The 25,483-nt window shown below is 32.2% G+C and carries 42 protein-coding genes; all 42 read left to right on the top strand.

The window, feature by feature from the left end:
* Positions 1-15: 15 nt before the first annotated feature.
* The 42 genes from tuf to BUB83_RS07305 all read left to right on the top strand — a co-directional run bounded on the left by tuf (position 16) and on the right by BUB83_RS07305 (position 25,419).
* On the top strand, positions 16-1,197 hold the full coding sequence (gene tuf / locus BUB83_RS07510) for an elongation factor Tu (protein WP_073337825.1): 1,182 nt from the start codon (positions 16-18) through the stop codon (positions 1,195-1,197).
* Between the two features lie 391 nt (positions 1,198-1,588).
* Positions 1,589-1,897: a 30S ribosomal protein S10 gene (gene rpsJ, locus BUB83_RS07505; RefSeq protein ID WP_073337824.1), complete on the top strand. Its 309-nt coding sequence runs from the start codon at positions 1,589-1,591 to the stop codon at positions 1,895-1,897.
* Positions 1,898-1,955: 58 nt separating this feature from the next.
* Complete coding sequence (rplC, locus tag BUB83_RS07500) at positions 1,956-2,585, top strand: 50S ribosomal protein L3 (protein WP_073337823.1); 630 nt, start codon at positions 1,956-1,958, stop codon at positions 2,583-2,585.
* Positions 2,586-2,612: 27 nt separating this feature from the next.
* Positions 2,613-3,233, top strand: a complete 621-nt coding sequence (gene rplD / locus BUB83_RS07495; protein ID WP_073337822.1) for a 50S ribosomal protein L4 — start codon at positions 2,613-2,615, stop codon at positions 3,231-3,233.
* On the top strand, positions 3,233-3,526 hold the full coding sequence (gene rplW, locus BUB83_RS07490) for a 50S ribosomal protein L23 (RefSeq protein ID WP_073337821.1): 294 nt from the start codon (positions 3,233-3,235) through the stop codon (positions 3,524-3,526). The genes rplD and rplW overlap by 1 nt, the downstream gene beginning before the upstream one ends.
* A 54-nt stretch (positions 3,527-3,580) precedes the next feature.
* The gene (gene rplB / locus BUB83_RS07485; protein ID WP_073337820.1) at positions 3,581-4,408 is read left to right on the top strand and encodes a 50S ribosomal protein L2; all 828 of its coding nucleotides are present in this window, start codon (positions 3,581-3,583) and stop codon (positions 4,406-4,408) included.
* 67 nt (positions 4,409-4,475) lie between these two features.
* Positions 4,476-4,757: a 30S ribosomal protein S19 gene (gene rpsS, locus BUB83_RS07480; RefSeq protein WP_073337819.1), complete on the top strand. Its 282-nt coding sequence runs from the start codon at positions 4,476-4,478 to the stop codon at positions 4,755-4,757.
* A gap of 21 nt (positions 4,758-4,778) precedes the next feature.
* On the top strand, positions 4,779-5,114 hold the full coding sequence (gene rplV, locus BUB83_RS07475; protein ID WP_073337818.1) for a 50S ribosomal protein L22: 336 nt from the start codon (positions 4,779-4,781) through the stop codon (positions 5,112-5,114).
* 15 nt (positions 5,115-5,129) lie between these two features.
* Entirely contained in the window at positions 5,130-5,798 is a 669-nt protein-coding gene (gene rpsC, locus BUB83_RS07470) for a 30S ribosomal protein S3 (RefSeq protein ID WP_073337817.1), read from the top strand.
* 19 nt (positions 5,799-5,817) lie between these two features.
* Positions 5,818-6,261, top strand: a complete 444-nt coding sequence (gene rplP, locus BUB83_RS07465) for a 50S ribosomal protein L16 (RefSeq protein ID WP_073337816.1) — start codon at positions 5,818-5,820, stop codon at positions 6,259-6,261.
* Positions 6,251-6,463: a 50S ribosomal protein L29 gene (rpmC, locus tag BUB83_RS07460; protein ID WP_073337815.1), complete on the top strand. Its 213-nt coding sequence runs from the start codon at positions 6,251-6,253 to the stop codon at positions 6,461-6,463. The genes rplP and rpmC overlap by 11 nt, the downstream gene beginning before the upstream one ends.
* Positions 6,464-6,485: 22 nt before the next feature.
* Complete coding sequence (gene rpsQ, locus BUB83_RS07455) at positions 6,486-6,740, top strand: 30S ribosomal protein S17 (protein WP_073337814.1); 255 nt, start codon at positions 6,486-6,488, stop codon at positions 6,738-6,740.
* A gap of 27 nt (positions 6,741-6,767) precedes the next feature.
* Positions 6,768-7,142, top strand: coding sequence for a 50S ribosomal protein L14 (gene rplN, locus BUB83_RS07450; protein ID WP_073337813.1), 375 nt, complete (start codon positions 6,768-6,770; stop codon positions 7,140-7,142).
* A 15-nt stretch (positions 7,143-7,157) separates the two neighbouring features.
* Positions 7,158-7,475, top strand: a complete 318-nt coding sequence (rplX, locus tag BUB83_RS07445; RefSeq protein ID WP_084133449.1) for a 50S ribosomal protein L24 — start codon at positions 7,158-7,160, stop codon at positions 7,473-7,475.
* Positions 7,476-7,501: 26 nt separating this feature from the next.
* The gene (gene rplE, locus BUB83_RS07440) at positions 7,502-8,044 is read left to right on the top strand and encodes a 50S ribosomal protein L5 (protein WP_073337812.1); all 543 of its coding nucleotides are present in this window, start codon (positions 7,502-7,504) and stop codon (positions 8,042-8,044) included.
* Positions 8,045-8,059: 15 nt separating this feature from the next.
* The gene (locus tag BUB83_RS07435) at positions 8,060-8,245 is read left to right on the top strand and encodes a type Z 30S ribosomal protein S14 (RefSeq protein WP_073337811.1); all 186 of its coding nucleotides are present in this window, start codon (positions 8,060-8,062) and stop codon (positions 8,243-8,245) included.
* A gap of 27 nt (positions 8,246-8,272) precedes the next feature.
* Positions 8,273-8,671, top strand: coding sequence for a 30S ribosomal protein S8 (rpsH, locus tag BUB83_RS07430; RefSeq protein WP_073337810.1), 399 nt, complete (start codon positions 8,273-8,275; stop codon positions 8,669-8,671).
* A 24-nt stretch (positions 8,672-8,695) separates the two neighbouring features.
* Positions 8,696-9,238: a 50S ribosomal protein L6 gene (rplF, locus tag BUB83_RS07425; RefSeq protein ID WP_073337809.1), complete on the top strand. Its 543-nt coding sequence runs from the start codon at positions 8,696-8,698 to the stop codon at positions 9,236-9,238.
* A 27-nt stretch (positions 9,239-9,265) separates the two neighbouring features.
* Complete coding sequence (gene rplR / locus BUB83_RS07420) at positions 9,266-9,628, top strand: 50S ribosomal protein L18 (RefSeq protein ID WP_073337808.1); 363 nt, start codon at positions 9,266-9,268, stop codon at positions 9,626-9,628.
* Between the two features lie 17 nt (positions 9,629-9,645).
* A complete protein-coding gene (rpsE, locus tag BUB83_RS07415) occupies positions 9,646-10,143 on the top strand; it encodes a 30S ribosomal protein S5 (protein ID WP_073337807.1) in 498 nt (165 codons plus the stop codon).
* Positions 10,144-10,155: 12 nt separating this feature from the next.
* A complete protein-coding gene (gene rpmD, locus BUB83_RS07410) occupies positions 10,156-10,338 on the top strand; it encodes a 50S ribosomal protein L30 (RefSeq protein WP_073337806.1) in 183 nt (60 codons plus the stop codon).
* A gap of 15 nt (positions 10,339-10,353) precedes the next feature.
* Positions 10,354-10,794: a 50S ribosomal protein L15 gene (rplO, locus tag BUB83_RS07405; RefSeq protein WP_073337805.1), complete on the top strand. Its 441-nt coding sequence runs from the start codon at positions 10,354-10,356 to the stop codon at positions 10,792-10,794.
* 1 nt (position 10,795) lies between these two features.
* A complete protein-coding gene (gene secY, locus BUB83_RS07400) occupies positions 10,796-12,073 on the top strand; it encodes a preprotein translocase subunit SecY (RefSeq protein ID WP_073337804.1) in 1,278 nt (425 codons plus the stop codon).
* Positions 12,074-12,099: 26 nt separating this feature from the next.
* Positions 12,100-12,759 carry an adenylate kinase gene (locus tag BUB83_RS07395; protein ID WP_073337803.1) on the top strand — a complete coding sequence of 220 codons (660 nt, stop codon included), beginning with the start codon at positions 12,100-12,102 and terminating at the stop codon, positions 12,757-12,759.
* Positions 12,760-12,848: 89 nt separating this feature from the next.
* The gene (locus tag BUB83_RS07390) at positions 12,849-13,130 is read left to right on the top strand and encodes a KOW domain-containing RNA-binding protein (protein ID WP_073337802.1); all 282 of its coding nucleotides are present in this window, start codon (positions 12,849-12,851) and stop codon (positions 13,128-13,130) included.
* Positions 13,131-13,136: 6 nt separating this feature from the next.
* Complete coding sequence (gene infA, locus BUB83_RS07385) at positions 13,137-13,355, top strand: translation initiation factor IF-1 (RefSeq protein ID WP_073337801.1); 219 nt, start codon at positions 13,137-13,139, stop codon at positions 13,353-13,355.
* A gap of 15 nt (positions 13,356-13,370) precedes the next feature.
* Positions 13,371-13,484 carry a 50S ribosomal protein L36 gene (rpmJ, locus tag BUB83_RS07380; protein WP_002509257.1) on the top strand — a complete coding sequence of 38 codons (114 nt, stop codon included), beginning with the start codon at positions 13,371-13,373 and terminating at the stop codon, positions 13,482-13,484.
* 108 nt (positions 13,485-13,592) lie between these two features.
* Positions 13,593-13,964 (top strand): 30S ribosomal protein S13, encoded by a 372-nt coding sequence (gene rpsM, locus BUB83_RS07375; RefSeq protein ID WP_073337800.1) that lies wholly within the window; start codon positions 13,593-13,595, stop codon positions 13,962-13,964.
* Positions 13,965-13,982: 18 nt separating this feature from the next.
* Entirely contained in the window at positions 13,983-14,381 is a 399-nt protein-coding gene (rpsK, locus tag BUB83_RS07370) for a 30S ribosomal protein S11 (RefSeq protein WP_073337799.1), read from the top strand.
* A 28-nt stretch (positions 14,382-14,409) separates the two neighbouring features.
* A complete protein-coding gene (gene rpsD / locus BUB83_RS07365) occupies positions 14,410-15,030 on the top strand; it encodes a 30S ribosomal protein S4 (protein WP_073337798.1) in 621 nt (206 codons plus the stop codon).
* A 60-nt stretch (positions 15,031-15,090) separates the two neighbouring features.
* A complete protein-coding gene (locus BUB83_RS07360; RefSeq protein WP_073337797.1) occupies positions 15,091-16,038 on the top strand; it encodes a DNA-directed RNA polymerase subunit alpha in 948 nt (315 codons plus the stop codon).
* 12 nt (positions 16,039-16,050) lie between these two features.
* On the top strand, positions 16,051-16,392 hold the full coding sequence (gene rplQ, locus BUB83_RS07355; RefSeq protein WP_073337796.1) for a 50S ribosomal protein L17: 342 nt from the start codon (positions 16,051-16,053) through the stop codon (positions 16,390-16,392).
* A 78-nt stretch (positions 16,393-16,470) separates the two neighbouring features.
* Positions 16,471-17,313 carry an energy-coupling factor transporter ATPase gene (locus BUB83_RS07350; RefSeq protein ID WP_073337795.1) on the top strand — a complete coding sequence of 281 codons (843 nt, stop codon included), beginning with the start codon at positions 16,471-16,473 and terminating at the stop codon, positions 17,311-17,313.
* A complete protein-coding gene (locus BUB83_RS07345) occupies positions 17,298-18,161 on the top strand; it encodes an energy-coupling factor transporter ATPase (RefSeq protein WP_073337794.1) in 864 nt (287 codons plus the stop codon). The genes BUB83_RS07350 and BUB83_RS07345 overlap by 16 nt, the downstream gene beginning before the upstream one ends.
* Positions 18,154-18,960 (top strand): energy-coupling factor transporter transmembrane component T family protein, encoded by an 807-nt coding sequence (locus BUB83_RS07340; protein ID WP_073337793.1) that lies wholly within the window; start codon positions 18,154-18,156, stop codon positions 18,958-18,960. Before BUB83_RS07345 ends, BUB83_RS07340 begins: the two co-directional genes overlap by 8 nt.
* Before the next feature lie 24 nt (positions 18,961-18,984).
* Positions 18,985-19,719, top strand: coding sequence for a tRNA pseudouridine(38-40) synthase TruA (gene truA, locus BUB83_RS07335; RefSeq protein ID WP_073337841.1), 735 nt, complete (start codon positions 18,985-18,987; stop codon positions 19,717-19,719).
* A gap of 145 nt (positions 19,720-19,864) precedes the next feature.
* Positions 19,865-20,299 (top strand): 50S ribosomal protein L13, encoded by a 435-nt coding sequence (gene rplM / locus BUB83_RS07330; RefSeq protein ID WP_073337792.1) that lies wholly within the window; start codon positions 19,865-19,867, stop codon positions 20,297-20,299.
* Between the two features lie 25 nt (positions 20,300-20,324).
* Positions 20,325-20,717, top strand: a complete 393-nt coding sequence (gene rpsI / locus BUB83_RS07325) for a 30S ribosomal protein S9 (protein ID WP_073337791.1) — start codon at positions 20,325-20,327, stop codon at positions 20,715-20,717.
* Between the two features lie 243 nt (positions 20,718-20,960).
* Entirely contained in the window at positions 20,961-22,565 is a 1,605-nt protein-coding gene (locus BUB83_RS07320) for a Na/Pi cotransporter family protein (RefSeq protein ID WP_073337790.1), read from the top strand.
* 144 nt (positions 22,566-22,709) lie between these two features.
* Positions 22,710-23,546: an N-acetylmuramoyl-L-alanine amidase CwlD gene (gene cwlD, locus BUB83_RS07315; RefSeq protein WP_073337789.1), complete on the top strand. Its 837-nt coding sequence runs from the start codon at positions 22,710-22,712 to the stop codon at positions 23,544-23,546.
* Positions 23,547-23,678: 132 nt separating this feature from the next.
* Positions 23,679-24,530, top strand: a complete 852-nt coding sequence (locus tag BUB83_RS07310; RefSeq protein ID WP_073337788.1) for a DUF6414 family protein — start codon at positions 23,679-23,681, stop codon at positions 24,528-24,530.
* Between the two features lie 46 nt (positions 24,531-24,576).
* Positions 24,577-25,419 (top strand): fumarate hydratase, encoded by an 843-nt coding sequence (locus BUB83_RS07305; protein WP_073337787.1) that lies wholly within the window; start codon positions 24,577-24,579, stop codon positions 25,417-25,419.
* Positions 25,420-25,483 lie beyond the last annotated feature (64 nt).

The raw sequence follows: 25,483 nt of genomic DNA, 5'->3' as shown, positions 1-25,483 counted from the left end.
TAGGAGGAATTACAAATGGCAAGAAGTAAGTTTGAAAGAACAAAACCCCACGTTAACGTTGGAACAATAGGTCACGTAGACCATGGTAAGACAACATTAACAGCAGCAATCACAATGACATTAGCAAAAGAAGGTAAAGCACAAGCACAAGATTACGCGTCAATAGATAAAGCACCAGAAGAAAGAGAAAGAGGAATCACAATCAACACAGCACACGTTGAGTATGAAACAGACAACAGACACTATGCGCATGTTGATTGCCCAGGCCATGCTGACTATGTTAAGAACATGATCACAGGAGCTGCTCAAATGGATGGAGCTATCTTAGTAGTAAGTGCTGCAGATGGTCCAATGCCACAAACAAGAGAACACATACTATTAGCATCAAGAGTAGGTGTTGAAAACATAGTAGTTTTCTTAAACAAAGCAGATCAAGTAGATGATCCAGAATTATTAGAATTAGTTGAAATGGAAGTAAGAGATTTATTAAGTGAATATGGATTTGACGGAGACGAATGTCCAGTAGTAACAGGATCAGCATTAAACGTAATTGAAAAGAGTGAAGATGAGTGTATCCACCAATTAATGGATGCAATAGATTCATACATCCCAACACCAGAAAGAGCAACAGATCAACCATTCTTAATGCCAGTAGAAGATGTATTCACAATCACAGGTAGAGGAACAGTTGCAACTGGAAGATTGGAAAGAGGATTATTACACGTAGGAGATGAAGTTTCTATCGTAGGTATGGGCGAAGAAATCAGAAAATCTACATGTACAGGAGTAGAAATGTTCAGAAAGATGTTAGATGAAGCAATGGCAGGAGATAACATTGGAGCATTATTAAGAGGAGTTCAAAGAACAGACATCGAAAGAGGTCAAGTTTTAGCTAAACCAGGTTCAGTAACGCCACATAGCAACTTTGTAGGTCAAGTATATGTATTAAAGAAAGAAGAAGGCGGAAGACATACACCATTCTTCAACGGATATAGACCGCAATTTTACTTCAGAACAACTGACGTTACAGGATCAATAGCTTTACCAGACGGAGTAGAAATGGTAATGCCAGGAGACCATATAGACATGACAGTTGAGTTAATCACAGAAGTGGCAATGGAGCCAAACTTAAGATTCGCTATCAGAGAAGGCGGAAGAACAGTTGGTTCAGGAGTTGTTACTACAATTCTTAAGTAATTAATTAATTGATTTGAAAATGAGAAAGAATTTATTCTTTCTCATTTTTTTATGTTTGATCATTTTCGTTTTGTTTTATTAATAAAAGTCGATTTAATAGATAAATATAAGAACATTAAATTGTTTTAAAAATTAATTGAAATATTTAAAAAAAACTCTTGTCAAATAAATAAAAATAGGATACAATATAAGAGTTGTGACGTGAGGTGGCAATGAAATGAGAGGTTGCTGGCTAGTCCAGGTAATTCTTATTTGAAATAGTTTGATCATGAATCAAGCGGCCAGTACATAAAAAACGGATTGTTTTGATAAAAAAAGCGAAACACCCGGAACAGTTTATCAAGTACTGTGAATTTTTGAATTTTAGAATACGAAAAGGAGGGAAAAATTTATGGCAAGTCAAAAAATTAGAATTAGATTAAAAGCTTTTGACCACAATATTTTAGATCAATCTGCTGAAAAGATAGTTGAAACAGCAAAAAACACTGGTGCTAAAGTTGCAGGGCCAGTACCACTACCTACTGAGAGAGATTTGGTTACAATATTAAGAGCTACACATAAATATAAAGATTCAAGAGAACAGTTTGAAATTAGAACTCATAAGAGACTAATAGATATTTTAAGCCCATCACCAAAAACCGTAGATGCTTTAATGAGACTTGATTTACCGGCTGGTGTGGATATAGAAATCAAATTATAATAATTTAAATATTATGATCATGTAAATGGTCCGCTAATATAACAGGGAGGTGCAAAACATGGAAAAAGCTATTATAGGAAGAAAATTAGGAATGACTCAAATTTTCACTCAAGAAGGTAAAGTTGTTCCAGTAACTGTAATTCAAGCAGGCCCATGTACTGTTTTACAAAAGAAAACAGTAGAAAAAGAAGGTTACAACTCAATTCAAGTTGGATTTGAAGAAATGAGAGCAAACCTAGCTAATAAACCTAAAAAAGGTCATTTTGAAAAAGCTGGAACTACTCCTAAGAGAATAGTGAGAGAACTAAGACTTGACAATACAGATTTATATGAAGTAGGGGCAGAGATTACTGCAGATGTTTTTGCTACAGGAGATAAAGTTGATGTAAGCGGAATTTCTAAAGGAAAAGGCTTCCAAGGAACAATTAAAAGATGGGGAATGCACAGAGGTCCTATGTCTCACGGTTCTAAATACCATAGAGCTACAGGTTCAGCAGGTGCAGCATCTGATCCATCAAGAACTTTTAAAAATAAAAGAATGCCAGGACATATGGGTAATAAGAAAACTACAGTTTTAAATTTAGAAGTAGTTGAAATATTAGCTGAAAAGAATATCATCTTAATAAAAGGTGGAGTTCCTGGTCCAAACAAAGGCTATGTTGTTATAAAAAACACTACTAAAGCCTAGAGTTTCTTAAAGAAAGGAGGAAATAGAATGCCAGTATTAGACGTATTTAATACAGAAGGAAGTAAAGTTGGTACAATGGATTTAAATGAAACTGTATTTGCGGCTGAAATAAAAGAAAGTGCAGTACACCAAGTTGTTGTTGCTCAATTAGCAAACAAGAGACAAGGAAATCAATCTGCTAAAACTAGATCTGAAGTATCTGGTGGAGGAAGAAAGCCTTGGAGACAAAAGGGTACTGGTAGAGCAAGACAAGGATCAACTAGATCACCACAATGGGTTGGTGGTGGAATGGTTTTTGCTCCAAAACCAAGAGAATATAGAGTTTCTACACCTAAATCAATGAGAAAAACTGCAATGAAGTCAGTTTTATCAAGTAAGGTAAATGAAAATGAAATGATTCTTTTAGAAGGATTAACTTTAGAAACACCAAAAACTAAAACTATTGTTGCTATGATTAATGCATTAAATGTTAAAAAGCCACTTATAGTTGTAGCTTCTTCTGACGAAGCAATATACAAGTCAGTAAGAAACATTGAAAATGCTGATGTTGTTCCAGTGAACAATTTAAATGTTTATGACATTTTAAAACATGGTAATTTAGTTGTAACAAAAGAAGCAATTGCTCAGATTGAGGAGGTGTATGCATAATGAAATTAAACAATTATGATATTATCAGAAGACCAGTTATAACAGAAAAAACTATGTCTGACATGGCTGATAAGAAATACACTTTTGTTGTTGATAAGCATGCTAATAAATGTCAGATCAAAGCTGCTGTAGAAGCTGTTTTTGATGTGAAAGTTGAAAATGTGAACACAATTAACATTAACGGAAAAGTTAAAAGAGTTGGAGTTCATGTTGGTAAAAGAGCTGACTTTAAAAAAGCTGTTGTTAAGTTAACAGAAGCTAGCAAAACAATAGAGTTTTTTGAAGGAATGTAATTAAAGCAACTATTGGCAATAAGCCAGAAAAGCTTAACGAAGGAGGGAAATTAAATGGCAGTTAAAAAGTTTAGACCTACTACGCCTTCAAGAAGACAAATGACAGTAGCAAGTTTTGAAGAAATAACTACTGATCAACCAGAAAAGTCACTTCTTGTAGCTTTAAAGAGCAAGGCTGGTAGAAACTCTCAAGGTAAAATAACTGTACGTCATCGTGGTGGCGGAGCTAAAAGAAAATACAGAATAATAGATTTCAAAAGAAATAAAGATAATATACCTGCAAAGGTTGCTACAATAGAATATGACCCTAATAGAACTGCTTACATAGCATTACTTAGCTATGCTGATGGAGAAAAAAGATATATTATTGCACCGAACGGTTTACAAGTAGGTGACGTTCTTATGTCAGGTACTGATATAGACATAAAAGTGGGTAATTCATTACCATTAAAATTTATCCCATTAGGTTCTGTTATTCATAATATTGAATTACAAGCTGGTAAAGGTGGTCAAATAGTAAGAGCCGCTGGTACTTCTGCTCAATTAATGGCTAAAGAAGGCGACTATGCAACTTTAAGATTACCAAGTGGTGAAATGAGATATGTAAGAATTGAGTGTAGAGCTACACTTGGTACAGTTTCTAACACTACTAACGATATTATTAATATCGGTAAAGCTGGTAGAAAAAGACACATGGGCTTTAGACCTACAGTTAGAGGTTCTGTAATGAATCCTAATGATCACCCTCACGGTGGTGGAGAAGGTAAATCACCTATTGGACGTTCAGGTCCTGTTACTCCATGGGGAAAACCTGCTCTTGGATACAAAACTAGAAAGAATAAGAAATATTCTGATAGATTGATTATCAAAAAGAGAAAGTAATTTGTAGATGAAGGGAATAAATATTCTCTTCCGGAACTTTTAAAGAGTTTGAAAGGAGGACTTCACATTGAGTAGATCAGTAAAAAAAGGGCCTTTTGTCGCAGAATCCTTAATGAAAAAGATTGAAGAAATGAACGAAAAGGGCGAAAAAAAGGTAATAAAATCATGGTCAAGAAGTTCAACAATTTTCCCACAATTTGTAGGCCACACTGTAGCATTACATGATGGAAGAAAACATGTTCCTGTATATGTAACAGAAGATATGGTAGGACATAAATTAGGAGAATTTGTTTTAACTAGAACATTCAAAGGACATATTAAATCCGAGAAAACATCTCGTGCTAAATAGTCTTAGGAAGGAGGAACAATAATGGAAGCTAAAGCAACAGCTAAATATGTTAGAATTTCTTCAACTAAGGTGGGAGTTGTTCTTGACTTAATTAGGGGTAAAGATGCTAGTGAAGCTAGTGCAATCTTAAAATTTACTCCAAAATTCGCAGCAGTTGAAATCGGTAAAGTACTTAAGTCTGCTGTAGCAAATGCAGAAAATAATGAAAACTTAGATGTAAGTAGATTATATGTAGCAGAAGCATATGCAAATCAAGGACCAACACTAAAAAGATGGAGACCACGTGCTCAAGGAAGAGCTTATCAAATCCTTAAGAGATCAAGTCACATCACAGTAGTTGTAAAAGAAAGACCATAAAAGGAGGTAAAGAGAGTGGGACAGAAAGTACATCCTCATGGCTTAAGAGTCGGAGTTATCAGAGACTGGGACGCTAAATGGTATGCAGATAGTGATAAGTTTGCTGATAACCTTATTGAAGATAATAAGATTAGAAAGTTCGTAAAAGCGAAAACTTTCTCAGCTGGAATAGCTAAGATAGAAATCGAAAGAACACCAAAAAGAATAAAAATCAATATCCACACTGCTAAACCAGGTATGATTATTGGAAAAGGTGGTAAAGGAATAGATTCTTTAAAAGATGATTTAAATAAACAAATAGGTAAAGATAAGAATATAATCATTAACATAGTTGAAGTTAAAAGAGCAGAAACAAACGCTCAATTAATGGCTGAAAATATTGCTCAACAATTAGAAAAGAGAATATCATTCAGAAGAGCTATGAAGCAAACAATCCAAAGAGGAATGAGAAGTGGAGCTAAAGGGGTTAAAACTGCATGTGCTGGAAGAATCGGCGGAGCTGAAATAGCTAGAACAGAGCAATACCACGAAGGAACAATTCCACTACAAACATTAAGAGCTGATATAGATTACGGATTTGCTGAAGCTGATACAACTTATGGAAAAATAGGTGTAAAAGTATGGGTTTATAACGGAGAAGTTCTCCCAGTTAAAAAAGTTAGACCTGAGACAGTAAACCAATAGGAAGGAGGAACTGCTAGCTATGTTAATGCCAAAAAGAGTTAAACGTCGTAAAGTGCAACGTGGTAGAATGAAGGGCAAAGCAACTAGAGGAAACTTTATAGCTTATGGTGATTATGCTCTACAAGCTACAGAGTGCGGATGGCTAACTAGCAATCAAATAGAATCTGCAAGAATAGCTATCAATAGATATATAAAAAGAGGGGGAAAACTTTGGATTAAAGTATTCCCAGATAAGCCTGTAACTAAGAAGCCAGCTGAAACTCGTATGGGTTCAGGTAAGGGTTCACCAGAGTACTGGGTAGCTGTTGTTAAACCAGGTAGAGTATTATTTGAATTGTCTGGAGTGCAAGAAGATGTTGCAAGAGAAGCAATGAGACTTGCTTCACACAAACTTCCAATGAAGTGTAAATTTGTTACAAGAAAAGATTTTGAGCAAACTGGTGGTGAAGTAAATGAGAGCTAATGAGTTGCAAGAATTAAAACAAAGCTCGTTTCAAGAGCTAATGAGCAAAGTAAATGATTTAAAATCAGAGTTATTCAATTTGAGATTTCAATTAGCAACAGGACAGTTAGAAAACCCTATGAGAATAAAACAAGTAAAGAAATCAATAGCTCAAGTTAAGACTATTTTAAGACAAAAGGAATTAAGTGAGCTTGAACAGTAGCATACTGGAAGGAGGTTTAACTGTGGAAAGAGGACAAAGAAAAGCAAGAATTGGAAAAGTTATATCTGACAAAATGGATAAAACTATAGTTGTTGCAGTAGAAGATAAAGTACGTCATCCATTGTACGGTAAAACTATGAAGAGAACTAAAAAATTCAAAGTACATGATGAGAATAATGAAGCTGGATTTAACGATACAGTTCAAATAATGGAAACAAGACCATTGTCTAAGGATAAAAGATGGAGACTTGTAAAGATTCTTGAAAAAGCTAAATAATCATTTAGTTGAAAGGAGGACGCTTGTATGATACAACCACAAACTCGATTAAAAATCGCAGATAATACTGGTGCAAAAGAAATTATGTGCATAAGAGTATTAGGCGGATCGAAAAGAAAGTATGGAAACATAGGAGACGTTATAGTTGCCAGCGTTAAAAGTGCAACACCAGGCGGTGTTGTTAAAAAAGGTGACGTTATTAAAGCAGTTATAGTTAGATCTAAAAGAGGTGTAAGAAGAAAAGATGGTTCTTACATAAAATTTGATGATAATGCAGCTGTAGTTATAAAAGATGACAAAATGCCTAAAGGTACACGTATATTTGGGCCAATTGCCAGAGAATTAAGAGAAAAAGATAAAGATTATAATAAAATACTATCTTTAGCACCAGAAGTTCTTTAGAAGGAGGTGGCTATAGTGGCTAAAGTTCATGTAAGAAGAGATGACACAGTAGTAGTTATTTCTGGTAAAGATAAAGGAAAAACTGGTAAAGTTTTAAAAGTATATCCTAAGACTGATAAAGTAATAGTTGAAGGAGCTCATATAGTAACTAAACATGTTAAACCAAGCAGAGCAAATATGCAAGGTGGAATTGTTAAACAAGAGGCAGCTATAAATAGCTCAAAAGTTATGTTATACTGCACAAAATGTAAGTCAGCTACAAGAATCAGTAAGAAATTATTAGAAGACGGAACAAAAGTTAGAGTTTGTAAAAACTGCGGCGAAATTCTATAGTCTTTTATTCGAAAGGAGGATGCCCAATGATTCCAAGACTTCAAAACAAGTACAATGATGAGATAGTACCTGCTTTAATGGAAAAGTTCGGTTATAAAAACATAATGGAAGTACCTAAACTTGAGAAAATTGTACTTAATATAGGTTTAGGTGAAGCAAAAGATAATTCAAAAGTAATGGAAATTGCAATGAAAGATATGGAAATTATTGCTGGTCAAAAGCCAATAGTTACTAGATCAAAAAAATCTGTTGCTAACTTCAAAATCAGAGAAAATATGCCAATAGGGTTAAAAGTAACTCTTAGAAAAGCAAAAATGTATGAGTTTGCTGATAAATTAATGAGCATAGCTCTTCCAAGAGTTAGAGACTTCAGAGGAGTTTCGGCAAAAGCATTTGATGGAAGAGGAAACTACGCTCTAGGAGTTAAAGAACAACTTATATTCCCAGAAATTGAATATGATAAAATTGACAAAGTAAGAGGTATGGATATCATATTTGTAACTACTGCTAAAACAGATGAAGAAGCTAGAGAGTTACTAAGATATCTTGGGATGCCATTTGCTCAATAATAAGGAGGGAAAAACTTGGCACGTAAAGCGATGTTAGAAAAATGGAGTAAAACTCCTAAGTACCAAACAAGAGCTTACACAAGATGTAGAATTTGTGGAAGACCTCATTCTGTACTTAGAAAATATGGAATATGCCGTATATGTTTTAGAGAATTAGCTTACAAGGGACAAATCCCTGGTTGTAAAAAAGCAAGCTGGTAATATTAGATACTGAAAGGAGGCACAAAAATGGTTATGACAGACCCTATCGCAGATATGCTGACTCGTATCAGAAATGCAAATGTTGTTAGACATGATATAGTTGAAGTACCTTCTTCAAATGTGAAGAGAGCTATCGCAGATATATTGTTAAAAGAAGGATATATAAAAGGTTTAGAAGAATACGAAGATGGCCCAGTTAAAATGTTAAGAATAGGCCTAAAATATATAAATGCAAGTGAAAGAACTATTACAGGTCTTAAAAGAATTTCAAAACCTGGCTTAAGAGTTTATTGCAAAAAAGATGACGTACCACAAGTATTAAACGGATTAGGAATTGCTATGGTTTCTACATCTAAAGGTATTGTTACTGATAGAGATGCAAGAAACGCTGGATTAGGTGGAGAAGTTATTTGTTACGTATGGTAATTAAGACGAATAGGAGGTGCGAGGATGTCAAGAATTGGTAGACTTCCAATAGATATACCTGTAGGAGTAACTGTTGACGTAACACCAGATAACGTTGTTACAGTTAAAGGCCCAAAAGGTGAATTAGTAAAAGATATGCATAAAGATATGCAAATATCTATAGAAAATAATCAAGTTGTTGTTGCTAGACCTTCTGATATAGCTACACATAGAGCATTACATGGTTTAACAAGAGCATTGTTAAATAACATGGTTGTTGGTGTTTCTCAAGGATTCCAAAAAACTTTGGAATTAGTTGGAGTAGGTTACAGAGCGCAATTACAAGGATCAAAATTAGTATTAAGCCTTGGATATTCACATCCTGTTGAAATGATAGCTGAAGACGGAATACAATATGAAGTTCCTGAAAATACAAAAATTATTGTAAAAGGAATTGATAAAGAACAAGTTGGATCAGCTGCGGCTAACATCAGAGTATGGAGAAAACCTGAACCATATAAAGGTAAAGGAATTAGATACGCTGGAGAAGTTGTTAGACGTAAAGAAGGTAAAACAGGTAAGAAATAATTTTAAACACTGAAAGGAGTGAGTGAATTGTTTAGTAAACCTGATCGCAATAAAGCGAGAGTTAGACGTCACAAAAGAGTACGTAAAAAATTATCTGGTACTACTTCAAGACCAAGACTTGCAGTTTACAGAAGTGAAAGAAACATATATGCTCAAATAATTGATGATATAAACGGAGTTACTTTAGTATCAGCTTCTTCATTAGATAAAGATTTCCAAGGTAAAGTTGGAAACAATAAAGAAGCAGCTAAATTAGTTGGTACTATGGTAGCTGAAAAAGCTTTAAAAAATGGTATTACAGAAGTTGTTTTTGACAGAGGCGGATTTATATATCACGGAAGAATAAAAGAACTTGCTGAAGGCGCTAGAGAAGCTGGTTTACAATTCTAGGTAAAGGAGGAAATGCTATGAGAATAGACCCTAATTCCCTTAATTTAAAAGAAAAAGTTGTATTCATAAATAGAGTTGCTAAAGTTGTTAAAGGCGGAAGAAACTTTAGATTCACAGCTTTAGTAGTAGTTGGGGACGAAAACGGACACGTTGGAGTAGGATTAGGAAAAGCAACTGAGATACCTGAAGCAATTAGAAAAGGAATTGAAGATGCTAAGAAACATCTAGTAGAAGTTGCAATAGTTGATAATACTATCCCACACAGAATCTATGGTGAATTTGGAAGAGGTAATGTATTATTAATGCCAGCTGTAGAAGGTACAGGAGTTATTGCTGGTGGACCAGTAAGAGCGGTACTTGAATTAGCAGGATTGAAGGATGTTAGAGCGAAATCATTAGGATCTAATAACCCTAAAAACATGGTTAGCGCAACTATCGATGGTTTAAGTAAACTAAGAACTGCAGAGCAGATTGCTAGTTTAAGAGGTAAAACAGTAGAAGAAATATTAGGTTAGGAGGGGATCACATTGGCTAAGCTTAAGATTACTCAAGTGAAGAGTGTTATCGGTAGAAAAAAAGATCATAGAGCTACTGTGGAAGCTCTTGGTTTGAATAAAATCGGCAAAACAGTTATTCACGAAGATACTCCTCAAATAAGAGGTATGATGAACAAAGTCATTTATCTTCTAGAGATAGAAGAAGTACAATAAGAGGAGGTGCTAGACTTGAAACTTCATGATTTAAAACCTGCTTTAGGTTCTAAAAAAAGCAAAAAAAGAGTTGGAAGAGGTACTGGTTCTGGTTGGGGTAAAACTGCAGCTAGAGGTCAGGACGGACAAAATTCTAGATCAGGCGGTGGCGTAAGACCAGGATTTGAAGGTGGTCAAATGCCTCTATATAGAAGATTACCTAAAAGAGGATTTACGAATATTTTCGCTAAAGATTATGTAGAAGTAAATGTTAATAGATTAAACATATTTGAAGATGGTACTACAGTTACTCCAGAGTTATTGAAACAACATGGCGTAATAAGCAAGATTAAAGATGGCGTTAAAATTTTAGGAAATGGTGAGTTAGAAAGAAAACTTACTATTAAAGCTACTAAATTCACAAAAGGTGCCGTAGAAAAGATAGAGGCTACTGGAGGAAAAGTAGAGGTGATTTAAAATGATGTCAACCTTACGTAATGCATGGAAAGTACCTGAGCTAAGAAATAGAATTATATTTACAGTTTTAATGGTAGCTGTCATCAGGTTAGGAAATCATATTCCTGTACCTGGTGTGGATGCTGCAGCTTTAACTAATTTAGCACAAGAAGGAACATTATTTAGTTTTTACGATTTGATGTCTGGTGGTGCTTTAAGTAGTTTTAGTATATTTGCAATGGGTGTAGTTCCTTACATCAATGCTTCTATCATATTTTCATTGCTAACAATAGCAATACCTCCATTAGAACAACTTTCTAAAGAGGGAGAAGAAGGTAGAAAGAAGATTCAAAAATATACTAGATATGCAGCAGTTGCAATAGCAATTCTACAATCATTTGGTACATATAATTTGGTAGTTCAAGCAGGAGCACTTCCAGGTGCAACAAGTATGCAAGTGTTTTTGATAATTCTTACATTAACAACTTCATCAATATTCCTTATATGGCTTGGTGATCAAATTACAGTAAGAGGAATAGGGAATGGAATATCTTTGATAATATTTGTAAATATTATTTCTAGACTTCCACAGACAATAATTCAAATTAAATCATTAGTTGATACAGATACAGTTAACTTAGTTGAAGTTGTTTTACTAGGAGCATTTTCATTGCTTGTATTTATTATAGTAATTATGGCTACACTATCAGAAAGAAGAATACCAGTTCAATATGCTGCAAAAGGTTCAAATGGAAAAATGTATGGAGGTCAATCTACACATATTCCAATAAATATGAATTCTTCAGGAATTATAGCAATTATTTTTGGTATGTCAGTTATGCAATTTCCAGCAACAATTAGTGTATTTATACCTAATTCGGCTTTTGCAACGTGGGTAAGTACAAGTGTATTTAGTCCATTCGCACCAGATACTTTAAGATATGCTATTGTGTATGCTATTTTAGTTATATTCTTTACTTGGTTTTATACTGAAGTTACTTTTAAACCAGACGAGATGGCTGAAAACATACATAAATCTGCAGGATTTATACCAGGTATTAGACCGGGTGAACCAACAGCTATTTATATTCAAAAAGTATTATTTAAAGTGGCGATTCTAGGAGGTATATTTGCAGCATTTATTGCTCTTACACCTATGGGAGTTAAGAATTTCACTCAATTTAAGAACATTGCATTTGGTGGAACGGCTTTATTGATTGAAGTAGGAGTTGCCTTAGATTTTATGAGAACTCTAGAATCACAACTTGTAATGAGACATTACAAAGGATTTCTAAAATAAAGCTAATACTAAATGGAGATGATTAAATGAAAATTGTTTTACTGGGTCCTCCAGGTGCTGGAAAAGGAACACAAGCAAAATTGATATCGAAAGGGTTTTCAATACCTCACATATCAACTGGAGATATCTTTAGAAAAAACATTTCAGAGGAAACCCCTCTTGGAGTTGAAGCTAAAAAGTTTATAGATAAGGGACTTTTAGTGCCTGATGAAGTTACAATTGATATTACAAAAGATAGACTTTCAAGGGATGATTGTAAATCTGGATTTCTCTTGGATGGATTTCCAAGAACAGTATTTCAAGCTGAATGTCTTGATGATTTTTTGAAAAACAGAGAAGAGGATATAGACAGTGTATTGTTGATCGGTGTTCCTCCAGAATTTATTTTGGAAAGAATGACGGGAAGAAGAGTATGTCTTAATTGCGGCTCAAGCTACCACATTGGATTTAATCCTCCAAAAGTTGCTGGAATATGTGATGTTTGTGGATCAGAAATCATTCAAAGAGATGATGATAAAGAAACTACTGTAAAAGAAAGAATAGATGTTTACGAAAAATCTACTCAACCATTAATTGATTACTATGATAAAGTTGATAAATTATTTACCTTAGATGGTACTAAATCTATTGAAGAAGTCTTTGAAGATGTTTCAAAACATTTGGCACAATTTCAAGTAAAAAAATAAGATTTTATATAGTAGTTAAGGAATAAGAATATGTATTAGAATTCCTTGAAATATTCTATATCTAGCTCTAGTTTTTAGAGGTGAAAAGTTTGAATAAAGAAGATTATATTGGTAGAGTGGTGTACTCTAAAGCAGGAAGAGATTCTGGGCGTTTCTTTCTAATCATTAATGTTATAGATCATAATTTTGTGAATATAGCTGATGGTGATTTAAGAAAGATAGAGAACCCTAAAAAGAAGAAACTTAAGCATTTATCGATTTTAGAAGAGTGTTCTTATGAAATAAGAGGAAAACTTCTAAATGAAGAATATGTTAATAATGCAACTGTTAGAAAGTTTTTAGAAAATAGAGACGTAAATAAGGAGGTTTAATCCCTTATGTCAAAAGATGATGTAATAGAAATGCAAGGTGTAGTCCTAGAGGCTTTACCAAATGCAATGTTTCAAGTTCAATTAGAGAGCGGTCAAAAAATATTAGCACACGTTTCTGGAAAGTTGAGAATGAATTTTATTAGAATTCTACCTGGCGATAAAGTAACATTAGAACTTTCTCCATATGATCTAAGTAGAGGTAGAATTACTTGGAGAGCTAAATAGTTAGGAGGGTTTATAATGAAAGTGAGACCATCAGTGAAACCTATCTGCGAGAAATGTAAAGTTATCAAAAGAAAAGGTAAAGTAATGGTAATTTGTGAAAATCCTAAACACAAACAAAAACAAGGATAGAACTATCGAAATTTTAGATATTTCACAATATGACTTTATAAAGTGATATTATATGAAATTATGCGGCTGCTGAGAATGCACAAATAAAAATAGGAGGTGCGCTGTTTTATGGCGAGAATAGCTGGAGTAGACCTACCAAAGAACAAAAGAGTAGAAGTAGGTTTAACTTATATTTACGGCATAGGCTTACCAAGATCCCAAGAGATTTTAGAAGCAACTGGAGTTAATCCTGACACAAGAGTTAAGGATTTAACTGAAGAAGAAGTTAATGCTTTAAGAGATCAAATTGGTAAGAGCTTTACTGTTGAGGGTGATTTGAGAAGAAAAATCGCTTTAGATATAAAGAGATTAGTTGAGATCGGAAGTTATAGAGGAATTAGACATAGAAGAGGTCTTCCTGTTAGAGGACAAAAAACTAAAACTAATGCTAGAACTAGAAAAGGCCCTAAAAAAATGGTTTCTAGTAAGAAGAAGAAATAAAAAAGGAGGGAAGATTGAATGGCTAAGGCTAAAAAAGTTAAACGTGGAAGAAGAAGAAAAGAAAGAAAAAATGTTGAACACGGTTGTGCTCACATTAGATCAACTTTTAATAACTCAATGGTAACTTTGACTGACAGCATGGGAAATGCTTTATCTTGGTCTAGTGCAGGTGCACTTGGATTTAAAGGTTCAAGAAAAAGTACACCTTATGCAGCTCAAATGGCGGCTGAAACAGCAGCACAAGCAGCAATGGAACATGGATTACAAAGCGTTGATGTTTATGTAAAAGGCCCTGGTGCTGGAAGAGAAGCTGCTATAAGATCTTTACAAGCAGCGGGATTAGAGATAACAATGATTAAAGATGTTACTCCTATTCCACACAACGGATGTAGACCACCAAAGAGAAGAAGAGTTTAGTATTAATATATAGGAGGTGTTACTTTAAATGGCTAGATATACTGGACCAGTGTGTAGATTGTGCAGAAGAGAAGGTATGAAACTATTTCTAAAAGGAGATAGATGTTATACAGATAAGTGTGCATTTAGTAAAAGAAGCTATGCACCAGGTGAACACGGACAAAGTAGAAAGAAACTTTCTAACTACGGAATCCAATTAAGAGAAAAACAAAAAGCTAGAAGAGTTTATGGAATTCTTGAAAAGCAATTTAGAAAATATTATGAAAAAGCTGATCACATGAAAGGTGTTACAGGGGAAAATCTTCTTAGATTACTTGAAATGAGATTAGATAATGTAGTATATAGATTAGGTTTTGGAGCTTCTAGAACTGAAGCTAGACAATTAGTAACTCATGGACATTTCTTAGTAAATGGAAAGAAAGTTGATATTCCATCTTACCAAGTAAGTGTTAATGATGTAATTTCTGTTAGAGAAAAAAGCAGATCAGGTGAGAAGTTTAAAGTATTTGCAGAAAACCCAAAAGCTCAACCAAGTTGGTTGCAAGGGGATGTTGCTAATTTCCAAGGTACTGTTGTAGCAGAACCTCAAAGAAGCGATATAGATGTACCAGTTAATGAAACATTAATCGTCGAGTTATATAGTAAATAATAAGGTAAGAAGGATAGAAAAAGTTGCCCTTAGTACATTATTCTACAAGGGAGGGTTCATATGTTAGAGATAGAAAAACCTAAAATTGAATTGATAGAAGCTTCTGATGATGGCATTTACGGAAAATTTGTAATTGATCCATTGGAAAGAGGATACGGAACTACTTTAGGTAATGCCTTAAGAAGAATTCTACTATCGTCTTTACCAGGAGCAGCTGCTAATTCTATTAAGGTAGATGGTGTTTTGCATGAGTTTTCAACTGTAAAAGGTGTTAAGGAAGATGTATCACAAATTATTCTTAATATCAAAAGCTTATCAATGAAGCTTAATGATGAAGGCCCAAGTACAGTTTACATTGATGCTCAGGGACCATGTGAGGTAACTGCAGCAGATATTACCACTGACGGAAGTGTTGAAATTGTAAACAAAGATTTACATATTGCAACATTAGACGAAGATGGTAGATTATATATGGAAATAAACGTTGGTAGAGGCCGTGGGTATGTTACTCAAAGCAAAAATAAAAGAGAAGACTTACCTATTGGTACTATACCTGTTGATTCAATATATACTCCTGTAAAAAGAGTTAATTTCTCAGTAGAAAATACTAGAGTTGGTCAGATTACTGACTATGATAAATTAACTTTAGAGGTTTGGACAAATGGTACAATGATGCCAGAAGAGACAATTAGTTTGTCTGCTAAAATATTAATCGAACACTTTAAACTGTTTATGACATTAACAGATAATGCGGATGATATGGAAATCATGATTGAAAAAGAAGAGGACCAAAAAGAAAAAGTTTTAGAAATGACTATAGAAGAACTAGATTTATCAGTTAGAAGTTATAACTGTTTAAAAAGAGCTGGAATTAATACTGTTCAAGAGTTAACTGAAAGAACTATGGATGATATGATGAAGGTTAGAAATCTAGGAAGAAAGTCACTTGAAGAAGTTCAAGAAAAACTAGCTGCATTATTATTAGGTTTAAAGAAATCCGATGAGTAAAGGAGGATAATAATGGCAAAACAACGTAAGTTAGGACTTCCAACTGATCAAAGAAGAGCTATGTTAAGAAGTTTAGTAACTAGTTTCTTGAAAACAGGAAAAATCGAAACTACCGTTACAAGAGCAAAAGAAACTAAGCGTATAGCTGAAAAAATGATTACTCTTGCTAAAAAAGGAGATCTTCATTCTAGAAGACAAGTGCTTGCATTTGTTCTAGAAAAGGAAGTAGTTGAACAATTGTTCGAAACTACTGCACCTAAATATGCTGATAGAAATGGTGGATACACTAGAATTATCAGAAAAGGGCCAAGAAGAGGCGACGGAGCAGAAGTAGCTATTTTGGAATTAGTTTAATTAGTAGGATCATAGGGATTAATTACTTATTGCTTAGTCCCTTTAATTTTTAAATTTTTACTTTAAGGAGAAGTGAGTATGGCTCATTATATGATAGAATGTTCAAATGTTTTTTTTGGTTATGAAAAAGAAAATAATGAGACAAAGCTAGCTGTCAATGGAGTAAACCTTAATGTTAAAAAAGGTGAATTCCTAGTGATTTTGGGGCATAATGGTTCAGGAAAATCAACAATTGCTAAGCATATGAATGCATTAGTATTACCTTCTGAAGGGGATGTATTAGTTGATGGTATGAATACCAAAGATTTTGATAACCTATGGAAGATAAGAAATAAGGCAGGAATGGTTTTTCAGAATCCTGATAATCAAATAGTTGCAACTATTGTTGAAGAAGATGTTGCTTTTGGACCTGAAAATCTTGGAATTGAATCAAAAGAGATAAACAATAGAGTTGAAGAAGCTTTAAAAACAGTTAATATGAGTGAGTACAGAAGACATGCGCCTCATTTACTTTCTGGAGGACAAAAACAAAGAGTTGCTATAGCAGGTATTTTGGCTATGAAACCAGAATGTATTATTTTAGATGAACCAACTGCAATGCTTGATCCATCTGGAAGAAATGAAGTTTTAAATACAATAAAAGAGTTAAATGAAAAATATGGAATAACTATAATATTAATAACGCATTACATGGAAGAAGCTGTAGAGGCCGATAGAATAATTGTTATGGATAATGGCAGTATTGTTAAGGAAGGTAATCCTAGAGAAATATTCAGTAATGTGTCTATGATGAAAAATATAGGATTAGATGTACCTCAAGTTACAGAGTTAGCTTTTAAGCTTCAACAAAGTGGATTAAATATAACTTCAGATATATTAACAATAAGTGAGATGGTGGATGCTTTATGTCAATTGAAATAGAAAATTTATCATATGTTTATATGCCAGGGACGCCGTTTGAAAAGAAGGCACTTGATGATGTTTCATTAAGATTAGAAGATGGGGAATTTATAGCCTTAATTGGGCATACAGGATCAGGAAAATCAACCCTTATTCAGCACATTAATGGATTATTGAAACCTTCTTCAGGTAAAATAATTGTGGATGGTGTTGATATAACAGTGCCTAAATTTAAATTAAATGAGATAAGAAAGAAAGTAGGATTAGTTTTTCAATATCCAGAGTATCAATTATTTGAAGAAACTATTGAAAAAGACATTGCTTTTGGTCCTAAAAACTTAGGATTAACAAATGATGACATAGATAAAAAAGTAAAAAAAGCTATGGAATTTGTAGGGCTTGATTATAATACTTATAAAGATGTATCACCTTTTGACCTAAGTGGTGGACAAAAAAGAAGAGTTGCTATAGCAGGGGTTGTTGCTATGGAACCTAAAGTATTAATTTTAGATGAACCTACTGCTGGATTAGATCCAAAAGGAAGAGATGAAATTTTAGCTCAAATTAAAAAATTAAAAACTGAGTATAATATGACTGTAATTTTAGTTTCGCATAGTATGGAAGATGTAGCTAAAGTGGCTAGTCGTATAATTGTAATGGAAAATGGTAAATGCATATTAGATAATATTCCGCCTAGGGTATTTAGAGAAATTGATACATTGGAAAGAGTAGGGTTAGCGGTACCACAAGTTACATATTTAGTTAGAGCTTTAAGAAAAAAAGGATTTAATATCTCTGAAGATATATTTACAATTGAAGAAGCACAAGAACAAATTTTACAGATTTTAAAAGGAGCCAAAAATGATTAAAGATATAACTATTGGTCAATATGTTCCTGGAGATTCAATTATACACAAATTAGATCCTAGATTTAAAATTTTGATATCTACAATTTTTATTATTGATTTATTTATACTAAATAATTTTAAAGGGTATATATTTATAATTTTATTTATAGGTATATCTATTTCAATATCAAAAGTTCCATTTAAATATATTTATAAAGGATTAAAGCCAATTTTTATTTTACTAATGATAACTGGCTTATTAAATGTATTTATGACAAGGGGAGAGTCTGACCCTTTATTTGCTTGGAAGTTTTTAAAGGTATATAAGGAAGGTCTTGTTTTGGCAGGATTTATGGTACTTAGATTAGTATTTTTGATTATAGGAACTTCATTATTAACGCTTACTACATCTCCTATAGAATTGACAGATGGAATTGAAAAATTACTTAACCCATTTAAAAAAATAGGATTGCCAGCACATGAATTGGCAATGATGATGACAATAGCTTTGAGATTTATTCCAACCTTAATGGATGAAACAGATAAAATAATGAAAGCACAAATGGCTAGAGGCGCAGATTTTGAGTCTGGTAATTTAGTTAAAAGAGCAAAAAACTTAATTCCTTTATTAGTGCCATTATTTATTAGCTCTTTCAGAAGAGCTGACGAATTAGCAACAGCTATGGAAGCGCGTTGTTATAAAGGTGGAGAAGGAAGGACAAGAATGAAAATACTAAAACTACATAGTAGAGATTATATAGCTATGATTTGTACATTGTGTTTAGTTTTCTTATCCATATGGAGTAGAAGTTTTAATTAGAATTATAGGGAGTTAATTACATTGATTAAGAATATAAAATTGAAGATAGAATATGATGGAACTAATTATGCAGGTTGGCAAAGACAAATAAATGCAAATACTGTACAACTTACTTTAGAAAAGGCTATAGGAAAAGTAGTAAATGAGGATGTAAATTTAATAGGTGTCAGTAGAACAGATACTGGTGTTCATGCTAAAGAGTACATTGCTAACTTCAGTACTAATTCCACTATTCCAGCGAAGAAAATGATGCATGTGATAAATAATCATCTTCCAGGTGATATAGCTATTCTAAGTTCTGAACAAGTAGAGCCAGATTTTCATTCAAGATATAGTAGCAAAGGCAAAATATATTCTTATACAATTAATAATAGGCAAGAAAAAGTTGCATTAAATAGAGCTTATGCTTACCACTATAAATATCCATTGAACATTGAATTAATGAAAGAAGCTTCAAAATATTTTTTGGGAGAGCATGATTTTTCCTCTTTCAGAAATAAAGGAAGTCATGTTGTGAAAACTGTTAAAAATATATATCAATTAGATATACTTAAACAGGAGGATAACGTGATTATTTACGTATATGGAGATGGCTTTTTATATAATATGGTTAGAATAATGGTAGGAACATTAATAGATGTTGGTAGAGAAAGAATTAAGCCAGATAGAATAAAAGATATTTTATTAGCTAAGGATAGAAAATGTGCTAGTAAAACGGCACCATCATCAGGATTGTGTTTAGAAAAAGTATTTTATTAAAATAAAAATTATTTTAATAAATGTGTTGACACACCCGGCTCGTTGTATTATAATTATGTATGTTTGAGCTAAGATTTTTCTTTGATCAAGAATGATCTTCATATAAGAAGCACTTAGTATAATAAATGTATAAGGAGGTAAACCGATGAAATCTTATATTGCAAAACCAAGTGAAGTAGAAAGACAATGGTTCGTAATAGATGTAGCTGAAAAGCCATTAGGTAGAGCTGCAAGCCAAGTTGCAACAATTTTAAGAGGTAAACATAAACCTACATACACACCACATGTTGATTGTGGAGATTATGTAATAATCGTAAATGCTGAGAAAGTGGCATTAACAGGTAAGAAATTAGATCAAAAAATGTTAAGACATCACTCTCAATTCCCAGGTGGACTTAAAGAAATGACTTACAGAAAGGCTTTAGAGAAAAAGCCTGAGTTCATTTTCCAAGAAGCTGTTAGAAGAATGCTTCCAGACGGTAAATTAGGAAGACAAATGCTTAAGAAATTAAAAGTATATAGTGGCGCTGAGCACAACAATGATGCACAGAACCCAGAAGTTTTAGAATTAAGATACTAATTTATAGGTGAAAGGAGGACATAACATGGCAAAGGTTCAATACTTTGGAACAGGAAGAAGAAAAACATCAGTTGCTAGAGTAAGACTTGTACCTGGAGACGGTAAAGTTATTATAAATAAAAGAAGCAGCGAAGAATACTTTGGATTAGAAACTCTAAGAGTTATAGTTAATCAACCACTTGTACTTACTGGAACAAAAGATAGATTTGATGTTTTAGTAAATGTATTTGGTGGAGGATTCACAGGTCAAGCAGGAGCTATTAGACATGGTGTTGCTAGAGCTTTATTAGTAGCAGATGAAAGTTTAAGACCAGAACTTAAAAAAGCAGGATACTTAACTAGAGATAGTAGAATGGTTGAAAGAAAGAAACCAGGTCTTAAGAAGGCTAGAAAAGCTTCTCAATTCTCTAAGAGATAATTTTTATCACATAAATATAAAAGAGGGATATTTTATCTCTCTTTTTATTTTTTTGTGTTTATTTAATTTATACTAAATTATCATAAAATAACAATATTAAACAAAAAAAAATATTCAACAGAACGTTATGTTAAATGAATGTTAAAAATGCTTGTAGCTAAAAGAAAATTGTTAAAAAAGCTTAACAAAACGTGTTTTTTCATGTATTATTTACGTGGGACTAATATTTGGAGGTATATAATTATGTATAGTATTTTTATAGGTTTGTTTGGTGGATTAGGTTTATTCCTTTATGGAATGAAAATGATGGGAGATGGATTAGAAAACGTTACTGGTGATACTTTAAAAAGATTTTTTGAGAAAATCACATCTAATCCTATCAAAGGTGTAGCTACTGGTGCATTGGTAACAGCGATTATCCAAAGTAGTAGTGCAACCACAGTAATGATAGTAGGTTTTGTTAATGCAGGGCTTATGAATCTTACTCAAGCGGCTTCTGTTATTATGGGTGCTAATATAGGTACTACAATAACAGCACAAATTGTTTCTTTAAAGCTTGATGTTCTTATTCCTATTTTGGTTGGAATAGGTGCAATGATGGTTTTGTTTACTAAAAAGAAAAATTATAAAGTTACTGGAACCATAATACTTGGATTTGGTATTCTATTTTTAGGTATGGATCTTATGAAAGATGCAATGACTCCTTTAAGAGATTCAAAAGTTTTTGTGGATACTATAACAGCACTTAATGGGCATACATTTCTTGGAGTTTTGGTTGGCTTAGTAATGACTGCAGTTATACAAAGCTCATCTGCTTCAACAGGTATATTAGTTGCTTTAGCTGGTACTGGTGCACTTCCTATACAAGTTGCAATCCCAATATTATTTGGTAATAACATAGGTACTTGTGTTACAGCATTAATTTCAAGTATAGGAACAAATAAAACAGCAAGAAAAGCAGCATTGATACATCTTTTCTTTAATATTATCGGAACTATAATATTCTTGCCTTTTATATCAATATTAACAGGAATAGTTTTAAAATTAGATCCAACAGATGTAACTAGACAAATAGCTAATGCTCACACAATATTTAATATTGCAAATACAATAGTACTTGTTCCATTTATAAAATATCTTGTGGCTTTAGTTAATAAAATCATACCAGGTGAAGATGAAATAAAAGAATTTGGAACTAAGTTTATAGATAGTAGATTAGCTGAAACTCCTGCAATAGGATTAAATCAAGCTATTCAAGAAATAATTAGAATGGCTGAATTAGCTAAAGAGAATCTTACATTGTCTATGAGAGCTTTTAGAAATGAAGAACAAAAAATAGTAAAAGAAGTTTTTGAAAATGAAAAGTTAATTAATTTATTAGAGCATGATATTACAGACTTTTTAGTTAAACTCTCAAATGCTGAAATTACTGAAGAGGATCATGAAAAAGTAATCTCAATGTTTAATATAGTAAATGATATAGAAAGAGTTGGAGATCACTGCAAGAACTTAGTGGAACTTGCATCTGAAAAAATGAATGCTAAGTTAGAAGTATCTTCAGATGCCAATAATGAATTAGAAGATATGTTTAATTACACATTACAAGCTTTAGATACAAGTATAGAATCTTTTAGAGATGGAGATGTTGATAAAGCCACTAGAGTACTTTCTGTTGAGGAAAGAATAGATTCTTTAGAAAAGGAATTAAGAACAAAACATATAAAGAGATTAAACAAAGGAATTTGTTCTGCAAATTCAGGAGCAATTTTCTTAGATATGATAAGTAATTTCGAAAGAATCGGAGATCATTCAGTTAATATTGCACAATCAGTTTTAAAAAGACGTTAAATAAAATCACTCAAATATTTTTATTTGAGTGATTTTTTAATATAATCTATTATTGGAAATACTATTATAAAATGATAATAAATAATCTACTAAATATAAAAATATAGTGCAAACTATTTTTATAGAAATAAGGAGGGTTATTTTATGTACCTTTATAATAAACGGAATAAAAGCATTGTTATTTTAATTATAGTAGTTTTATTACAGCTTAGTATAAATTATATTTGTAATGCAGATCCCTTAAGTAATTTGCCAGGAATAGATGATTCTTTAGATGAAAAAATAATTTTAATTGATCCAGGACATGGAGGCGTTGATGGTGGAGCAGTTTCTAAAAAAGGAACATTAGAAAAAGATCTTAATTTAAAAATAGCATTTAAATTGAAAGAAATTTTAGAAAAAAAAGGGTATATAATACTTCTAACTAGAGATGATGATTATGGATTATATTCTGATAAAGGTAAAATCAGAGATAAGAAAATTGAAGATTTAGATAATAGGTGTAGATTAAAGAAAGAATCAGAATGCGATATTTATATTAGTATTCACTTAAATATGTTTACGGATAGTAAGTACTCTGGGGCCCAAGTATGGTATTCGGATCAACCTAAAGAAGCATCAGAATTAGCACATTTGATACAAAATAATTTAATAGAAGATTTAGATAAAACAAATAATAGAAAGGAAAAGAATTCTAAAGGGGCTTATAAAATTTTAAGATGTCACAATGAGATTCCATCTGTAATTGTTGAGTGTGGATTTTTATCTAATGAAGAAGAAGAAAGAAAATTATTACAAAATGAATATCAAGATAAGATAGCTTTATCTATAGGTGAGTCTGTTGATGAATTCTTCCAAATAGTAAAATTAAAAAATAGGGAAGATAAAATAAGGGAAATACAGGATATAGAAACCAATGATCTAGATTCAACAGTGGAACAGTTTATTGAAGAACATTGGCAGTTCGACTTATATGAGTAATAATTATGACATATTTCTCGGGAAATATAGTGAAAAATTGCAACGATACTTAAGTTGCAATTTTTTGTTTGTGTTCAAAAACTATTTAAATTAATATATTATATTATAAAGTAATAGAAGAAAGGTGATTCAATGAGTGATAATAATGCTATTATTCCTCTTTATTTGAATAAAAATATGATAAATAATTTGTTTACTGTGGTAATAGAAAAATATGCAAAGGTTCAAAAACTTAATACTAAAAAACAAGTTATTATAAAAGCTAATACCCCTTTATCTAATGTTATATCTGATAGTTATTGTCAGGGAGATTTTTCTTTTCAATATCTAGATGAATATTCAAAGGAAAAGACAGAGGAAAGAGTTTCTATAATTGTAATGACTTTATTAAAGCTTAAGAATATTTTAGGGGAAAATAATATTCTTAGTTTTATTGAGAAAGATGAAAGTATAAAAAGTATTAAAGAGTACGATTTTATTGAAGTAAGTACGGAATTATTTCATAACCCATATATGGAGAGAATAAAAGAGATAATAAAAATATTACAACTACAGTTAACTTTTAGGATAGATTGTAATAGTGAAAAAGATTTTAATAACAAAAAGAATCTTTTGGATATGCTTAAAGAAAATGTAGAGGAATACAATAATTCAAGATGCCAAAAATACATTACTCCATATTTATTTGGAGGTAAATATAAGGCTATTATTCCTATTGATTCAAAATATATGGAGGATAGTCTAGATTATCTTCATGACTCAAAAGTTACAATTTTAGGAAAAGTCATTAGAGTCATTGAAGATAATAATTCTGAGAAAGTAAATTTACTTAGTGGCACATGTTTTGATTATATAGATGATGATTACTTTTTAGATTTTGTAAAAAGTTATACTAATAATGCAAGCATAATGGATTTTACAAATTTAAAAAACCAAACAAATTGTCCTTTAATAGAGATTGTGCCTATTGCAATTTATATATAAATAGTTTAAATTAAACTATAAGAAATAAGGATGAGAGGGGCAGCTTATGAGAAAAATTAATGCAACAATAATTAGCGAAAACATAAAAGAAATGTGTATTGAAGCAAACTATTTTTTATGTGATGATATTACACATGGTTTGCAAAAAGCATATGACGAAGAGACTTGGGATATTGGGAAAGATATTCTATCGGATATTTTAACGAATTCTGAAATTGCAAGAAAAGAAAAAATGCCTATTTGTCAAGATACGGGTATGGCTTGTATTTTTATAGATATAGGTCAGGAAGTTTTTATTGAAGGTATTAAATTAGAGGATGCTATAAATAATGGGGTAAGAATGGGGTATGCAGAAGGATATTTAAGAAAGTCTGTAGTAAAAGATCCTTTATCCAGAATTAATACGGGAGATAATACACCGGCTATGATTTATTATAATATTGTGGAGGGAGATAAAATAAAAATAACTGTGGCACCAAAGGGATTTGGTTCAGAAAATATGAGTAGAATAAAAATGTTAAAGCCAGCTGATGGAGAAAAAGGTGTTAAGGATTTTATAATTGAAACAGTTAAATTAGCGGGGCCTAATCCTTGCCCTCCAATTGTTGTAGGCGTTGGAATAGGTGGAACATTTGATAAAGCAGCTTATCTTTCAAAAAAAGCATTGTTAAGGAATATTAGTGAAAGCAATGAAGATAAGTATTATGAAGCTATGGAGAAAGAATTGCTAGAAGAAATAAATAAATTAGGAATTGGACCTCAAGGCTTTGGCGGTAAAACTACTGCTCTTGGTGTAAATATTGAAGTAATGCCAACCCATATTGCAGGACTTCCGGTAGCAGTTAATATTAATTGCCATGTTACTAGACACGTTACTAGGACTTTATAATATTTGTGATAAAGCTTTAGTGATTTGTACCATTCAGTTTATTTATAATCGGTGATATTTTAGA

The sequence above is a fragment of the Clostridium grantii DSM 8605 genome (assembly GCF_900129965.1).
In the GTDB taxonomy this organism is placed as follows: domain Bacteria; phylum Bacillota; class Clostridia; order Clostridiales; family Clostridiaceae; genus Clostridium_AF; species Clostridium_AF grantii.
Note: the sequence above shows the minus strand (reverse complement) of the source record. Positions and strands in the feature narration are given on the sequence as shown.

Excerpts from the sequence above, each read along its gene's own strand:
- tuf (WP_073337825.1), top strand. The coding sequence starts at position 16 with ATGGCAAGAAGTAAGTTTGAAAGAACAAAACCCCACGTTAACGTTGGA.
- rpsJ (WP_073337824.1), top strand. The coding sequence starts at position 1,589 with ATGGCAAGTCAAAAAATTAGAATTAGATTAAAAGCTTTTGACCACAAT.
- rplC (WP_073337823.1), top strand. The coding sequence starts at position 1,956 with ATGGAAAAAGCTATTATAGGAAGAAAATTAGGAATGACTCAAATTTTC.
- rplD (WP_073337822.1), top strand. The coding sequence starts at position 2,613 with ATGCCAGTATTAGACGTATTTAATACAGAAGGAAGTAAAGTTGGTACA.
- rplW (WP_073337821.1), top strand. The coding sequence starts at position 3,233 with ATGAAATTAAACAATTATGATATTATCAGAAGACCAGTTATAACAGAA.
- rplB (WP_073337820.1), top strand. The coding sequence starts at position 3,581 with ATGGCAGTTAAAAAGTTTAGACCTACTACGCCTTCAAGAAGACAAATG.
- rplV (WP_073337818.1), top strand. The coding sequence starts at position 4,779 with ATGGAAGCTAAAGCAACAGCTAAATATGTTAGAATTTCTTCAACTAAG.
- rplP (WP_073337816.1), top strand. The coding sequence starts at position 5,818 with ATGTTAATGCCAAAAAGAGTTAAACGTCGTAAAGTGCAACGTGGTAGA.
- rpmC (WP_073337815.1), top strand. The coding sequence starts at position 6,251 with ATGAGAGCTAATGAGTTGCAAGAATTAAAACAAAGCTCGTTTCAAGAG.
- rplN (WP_073337813.1), top strand. The coding sequence starts at position 6,768 with ATGATACAACCACAAACTCGATTAAAAATCGCAGATAATACTGGTGCA.
- rplE (WP_073337812.1), top strand. The coding sequence starts at position 7,502 with ATGATTCCAAGACTTCAAAACAAGTACAATGATGAGATAGTACCTGCT.
- rpsH (WP_073337810.1), top strand. The coding sequence starts at position 8,273 with ATGGTTATGACAGACCCTATCGCAGATATGCTGACTCGTATCAGAAAT.
- rplF (WP_073337809.1), top strand. The coding sequence starts at position 8,696 with ATGTCAAGAATTGGTAGACTTCCAATAGATATACCTGTAGGAGTAACT.
- rpsE (WP_073337807.1), top strand. The coding sequence starts at position 9,646 with ATGAGAATAGACCCTAATTCCCTTAATTTAAAAGAAAAAGTTGTATTC.
- secY (WP_073337804.1), top strand. The coding sequence starts at position 10,796 with ATGATGTCAACCTTACGTAATGCATGGAAAGTACCTGAGCTAAGAAAT.
- BUB83_RS07395 (WP_073337803.1), top strand. The coding sequence starts at position 12,100 with ATGAAAATTGTTTTACTGGGTCCTCCAGGTGCTGGAAAAGGAACACAA.
- infA (WP_073337801.1), top strand. The coding sequence starts at position 13,137 with ATGTCAAAAGATGATGTAATAGAAATGCAAGGTGTAGTCCTAGAGGCT.
- rpmJ (WP_002509257.1), top strand. The coding sequence starts at position 13,371 with ATGAAAGTGAGACCATCAGTGAAACCTATCTGCGAGAAATGTAAAGTT.
- rpsM (WP_073337800.1), top strand. The coding sequence starts at position 13,593 with ATGGCGAGAATAGCTGGAGTAGACCTACCAAAGAACAAAAGAGTAGAA.
- rpsK (WP_073337799.1), top strand. The coding sequence starts at position 13,983 with ATGGCTAAGGCTAAAAAAGTTAAACGTGGAAGAAGAAGAAAAGAAAGA.
- rpsD (WP_073337798.1), top strand. The coding sequence starts at position 14,410 with ATGGCTAGATATACTGGACCAGTGTGTAGATTGTGCAGAAGAGAAGGT.
- BUB83_RS07360 (WP_073337797.1), top strand. The coding sequence starts at position 15,091 with ATGTTAGAGATAGAAAAACCTAAAATTGAATTGATAGAAGCTTCTGAT.
- rplQ (WP_073337796.1), top strand. The coding sequence starts at position 16,051 with ATGGCAAAACAACGTAAGTTAGGACTTCCAACTGATCAAAGAAGAGCT.
- BUB83_RS07350 (WP_073337795.1), top strand. The coding sequence starts at position 16,471 with ATGGCTCATTATATGATAGAATGTTCAAATGTTTTTTTTGGTTATGAA.
- BUB83_RS07345 (WP_073337794.1), top strand. The coding sequence starts at position 17,298 with ATGTCAATTGAAATAGAAAATTTATCATATGTTTATATGCCAGGGACG.
- BUB83_RS07340 (WP_073337793.1), top strand. The coding sequence starts at position 18,154 with ATGATTAAAGATATAACTATTGGTCAATATGTTCCTGGAGATTCAATT.
- rplM (WP_073337792.1), top strand. The coding sequence starts at position 19,865 with ATGAAATCTTATATTGCAAAACCAAGTGAAGTAGAAAGACAATGGTTC.
- rpsI (WP_073337791.1), top strand. The coding sequence starts at position 20,325 with ATGGCAAAGGTTCAATACTTTGGAACAGGAAGAAGAAAAACATCAGTT.
- BUB83_RS07320 (WP_073337790.1), top strand. The coding sequence starts at position 20,961 with ATGTATAGTATTTTTATAGGTTTGTTTGGTGGATTAGGTTTATTCCTT.
- cwlD (WP_073337789.1), top strand. The coding sequence starts at position 22,710 with ATGTACCTTTATAATAAACGGAATAAAAGCATTGTTATTTTAATTATA.
- BUB83_RS07310 (WP_073337788.1), top strand. The coding sequence starts at position 23,679 with ATGAGTGATAATAATGCTATTATTCCTCTTTATTTGAATAAAAATATG.
- BUB83_RS07305 (WP_073337787.1), top strand. The coding sequence starts at position 24,577 with ATGAGAAAAATTAATGCAACAATAATTAGCGAAAACATAAAAGAAATG.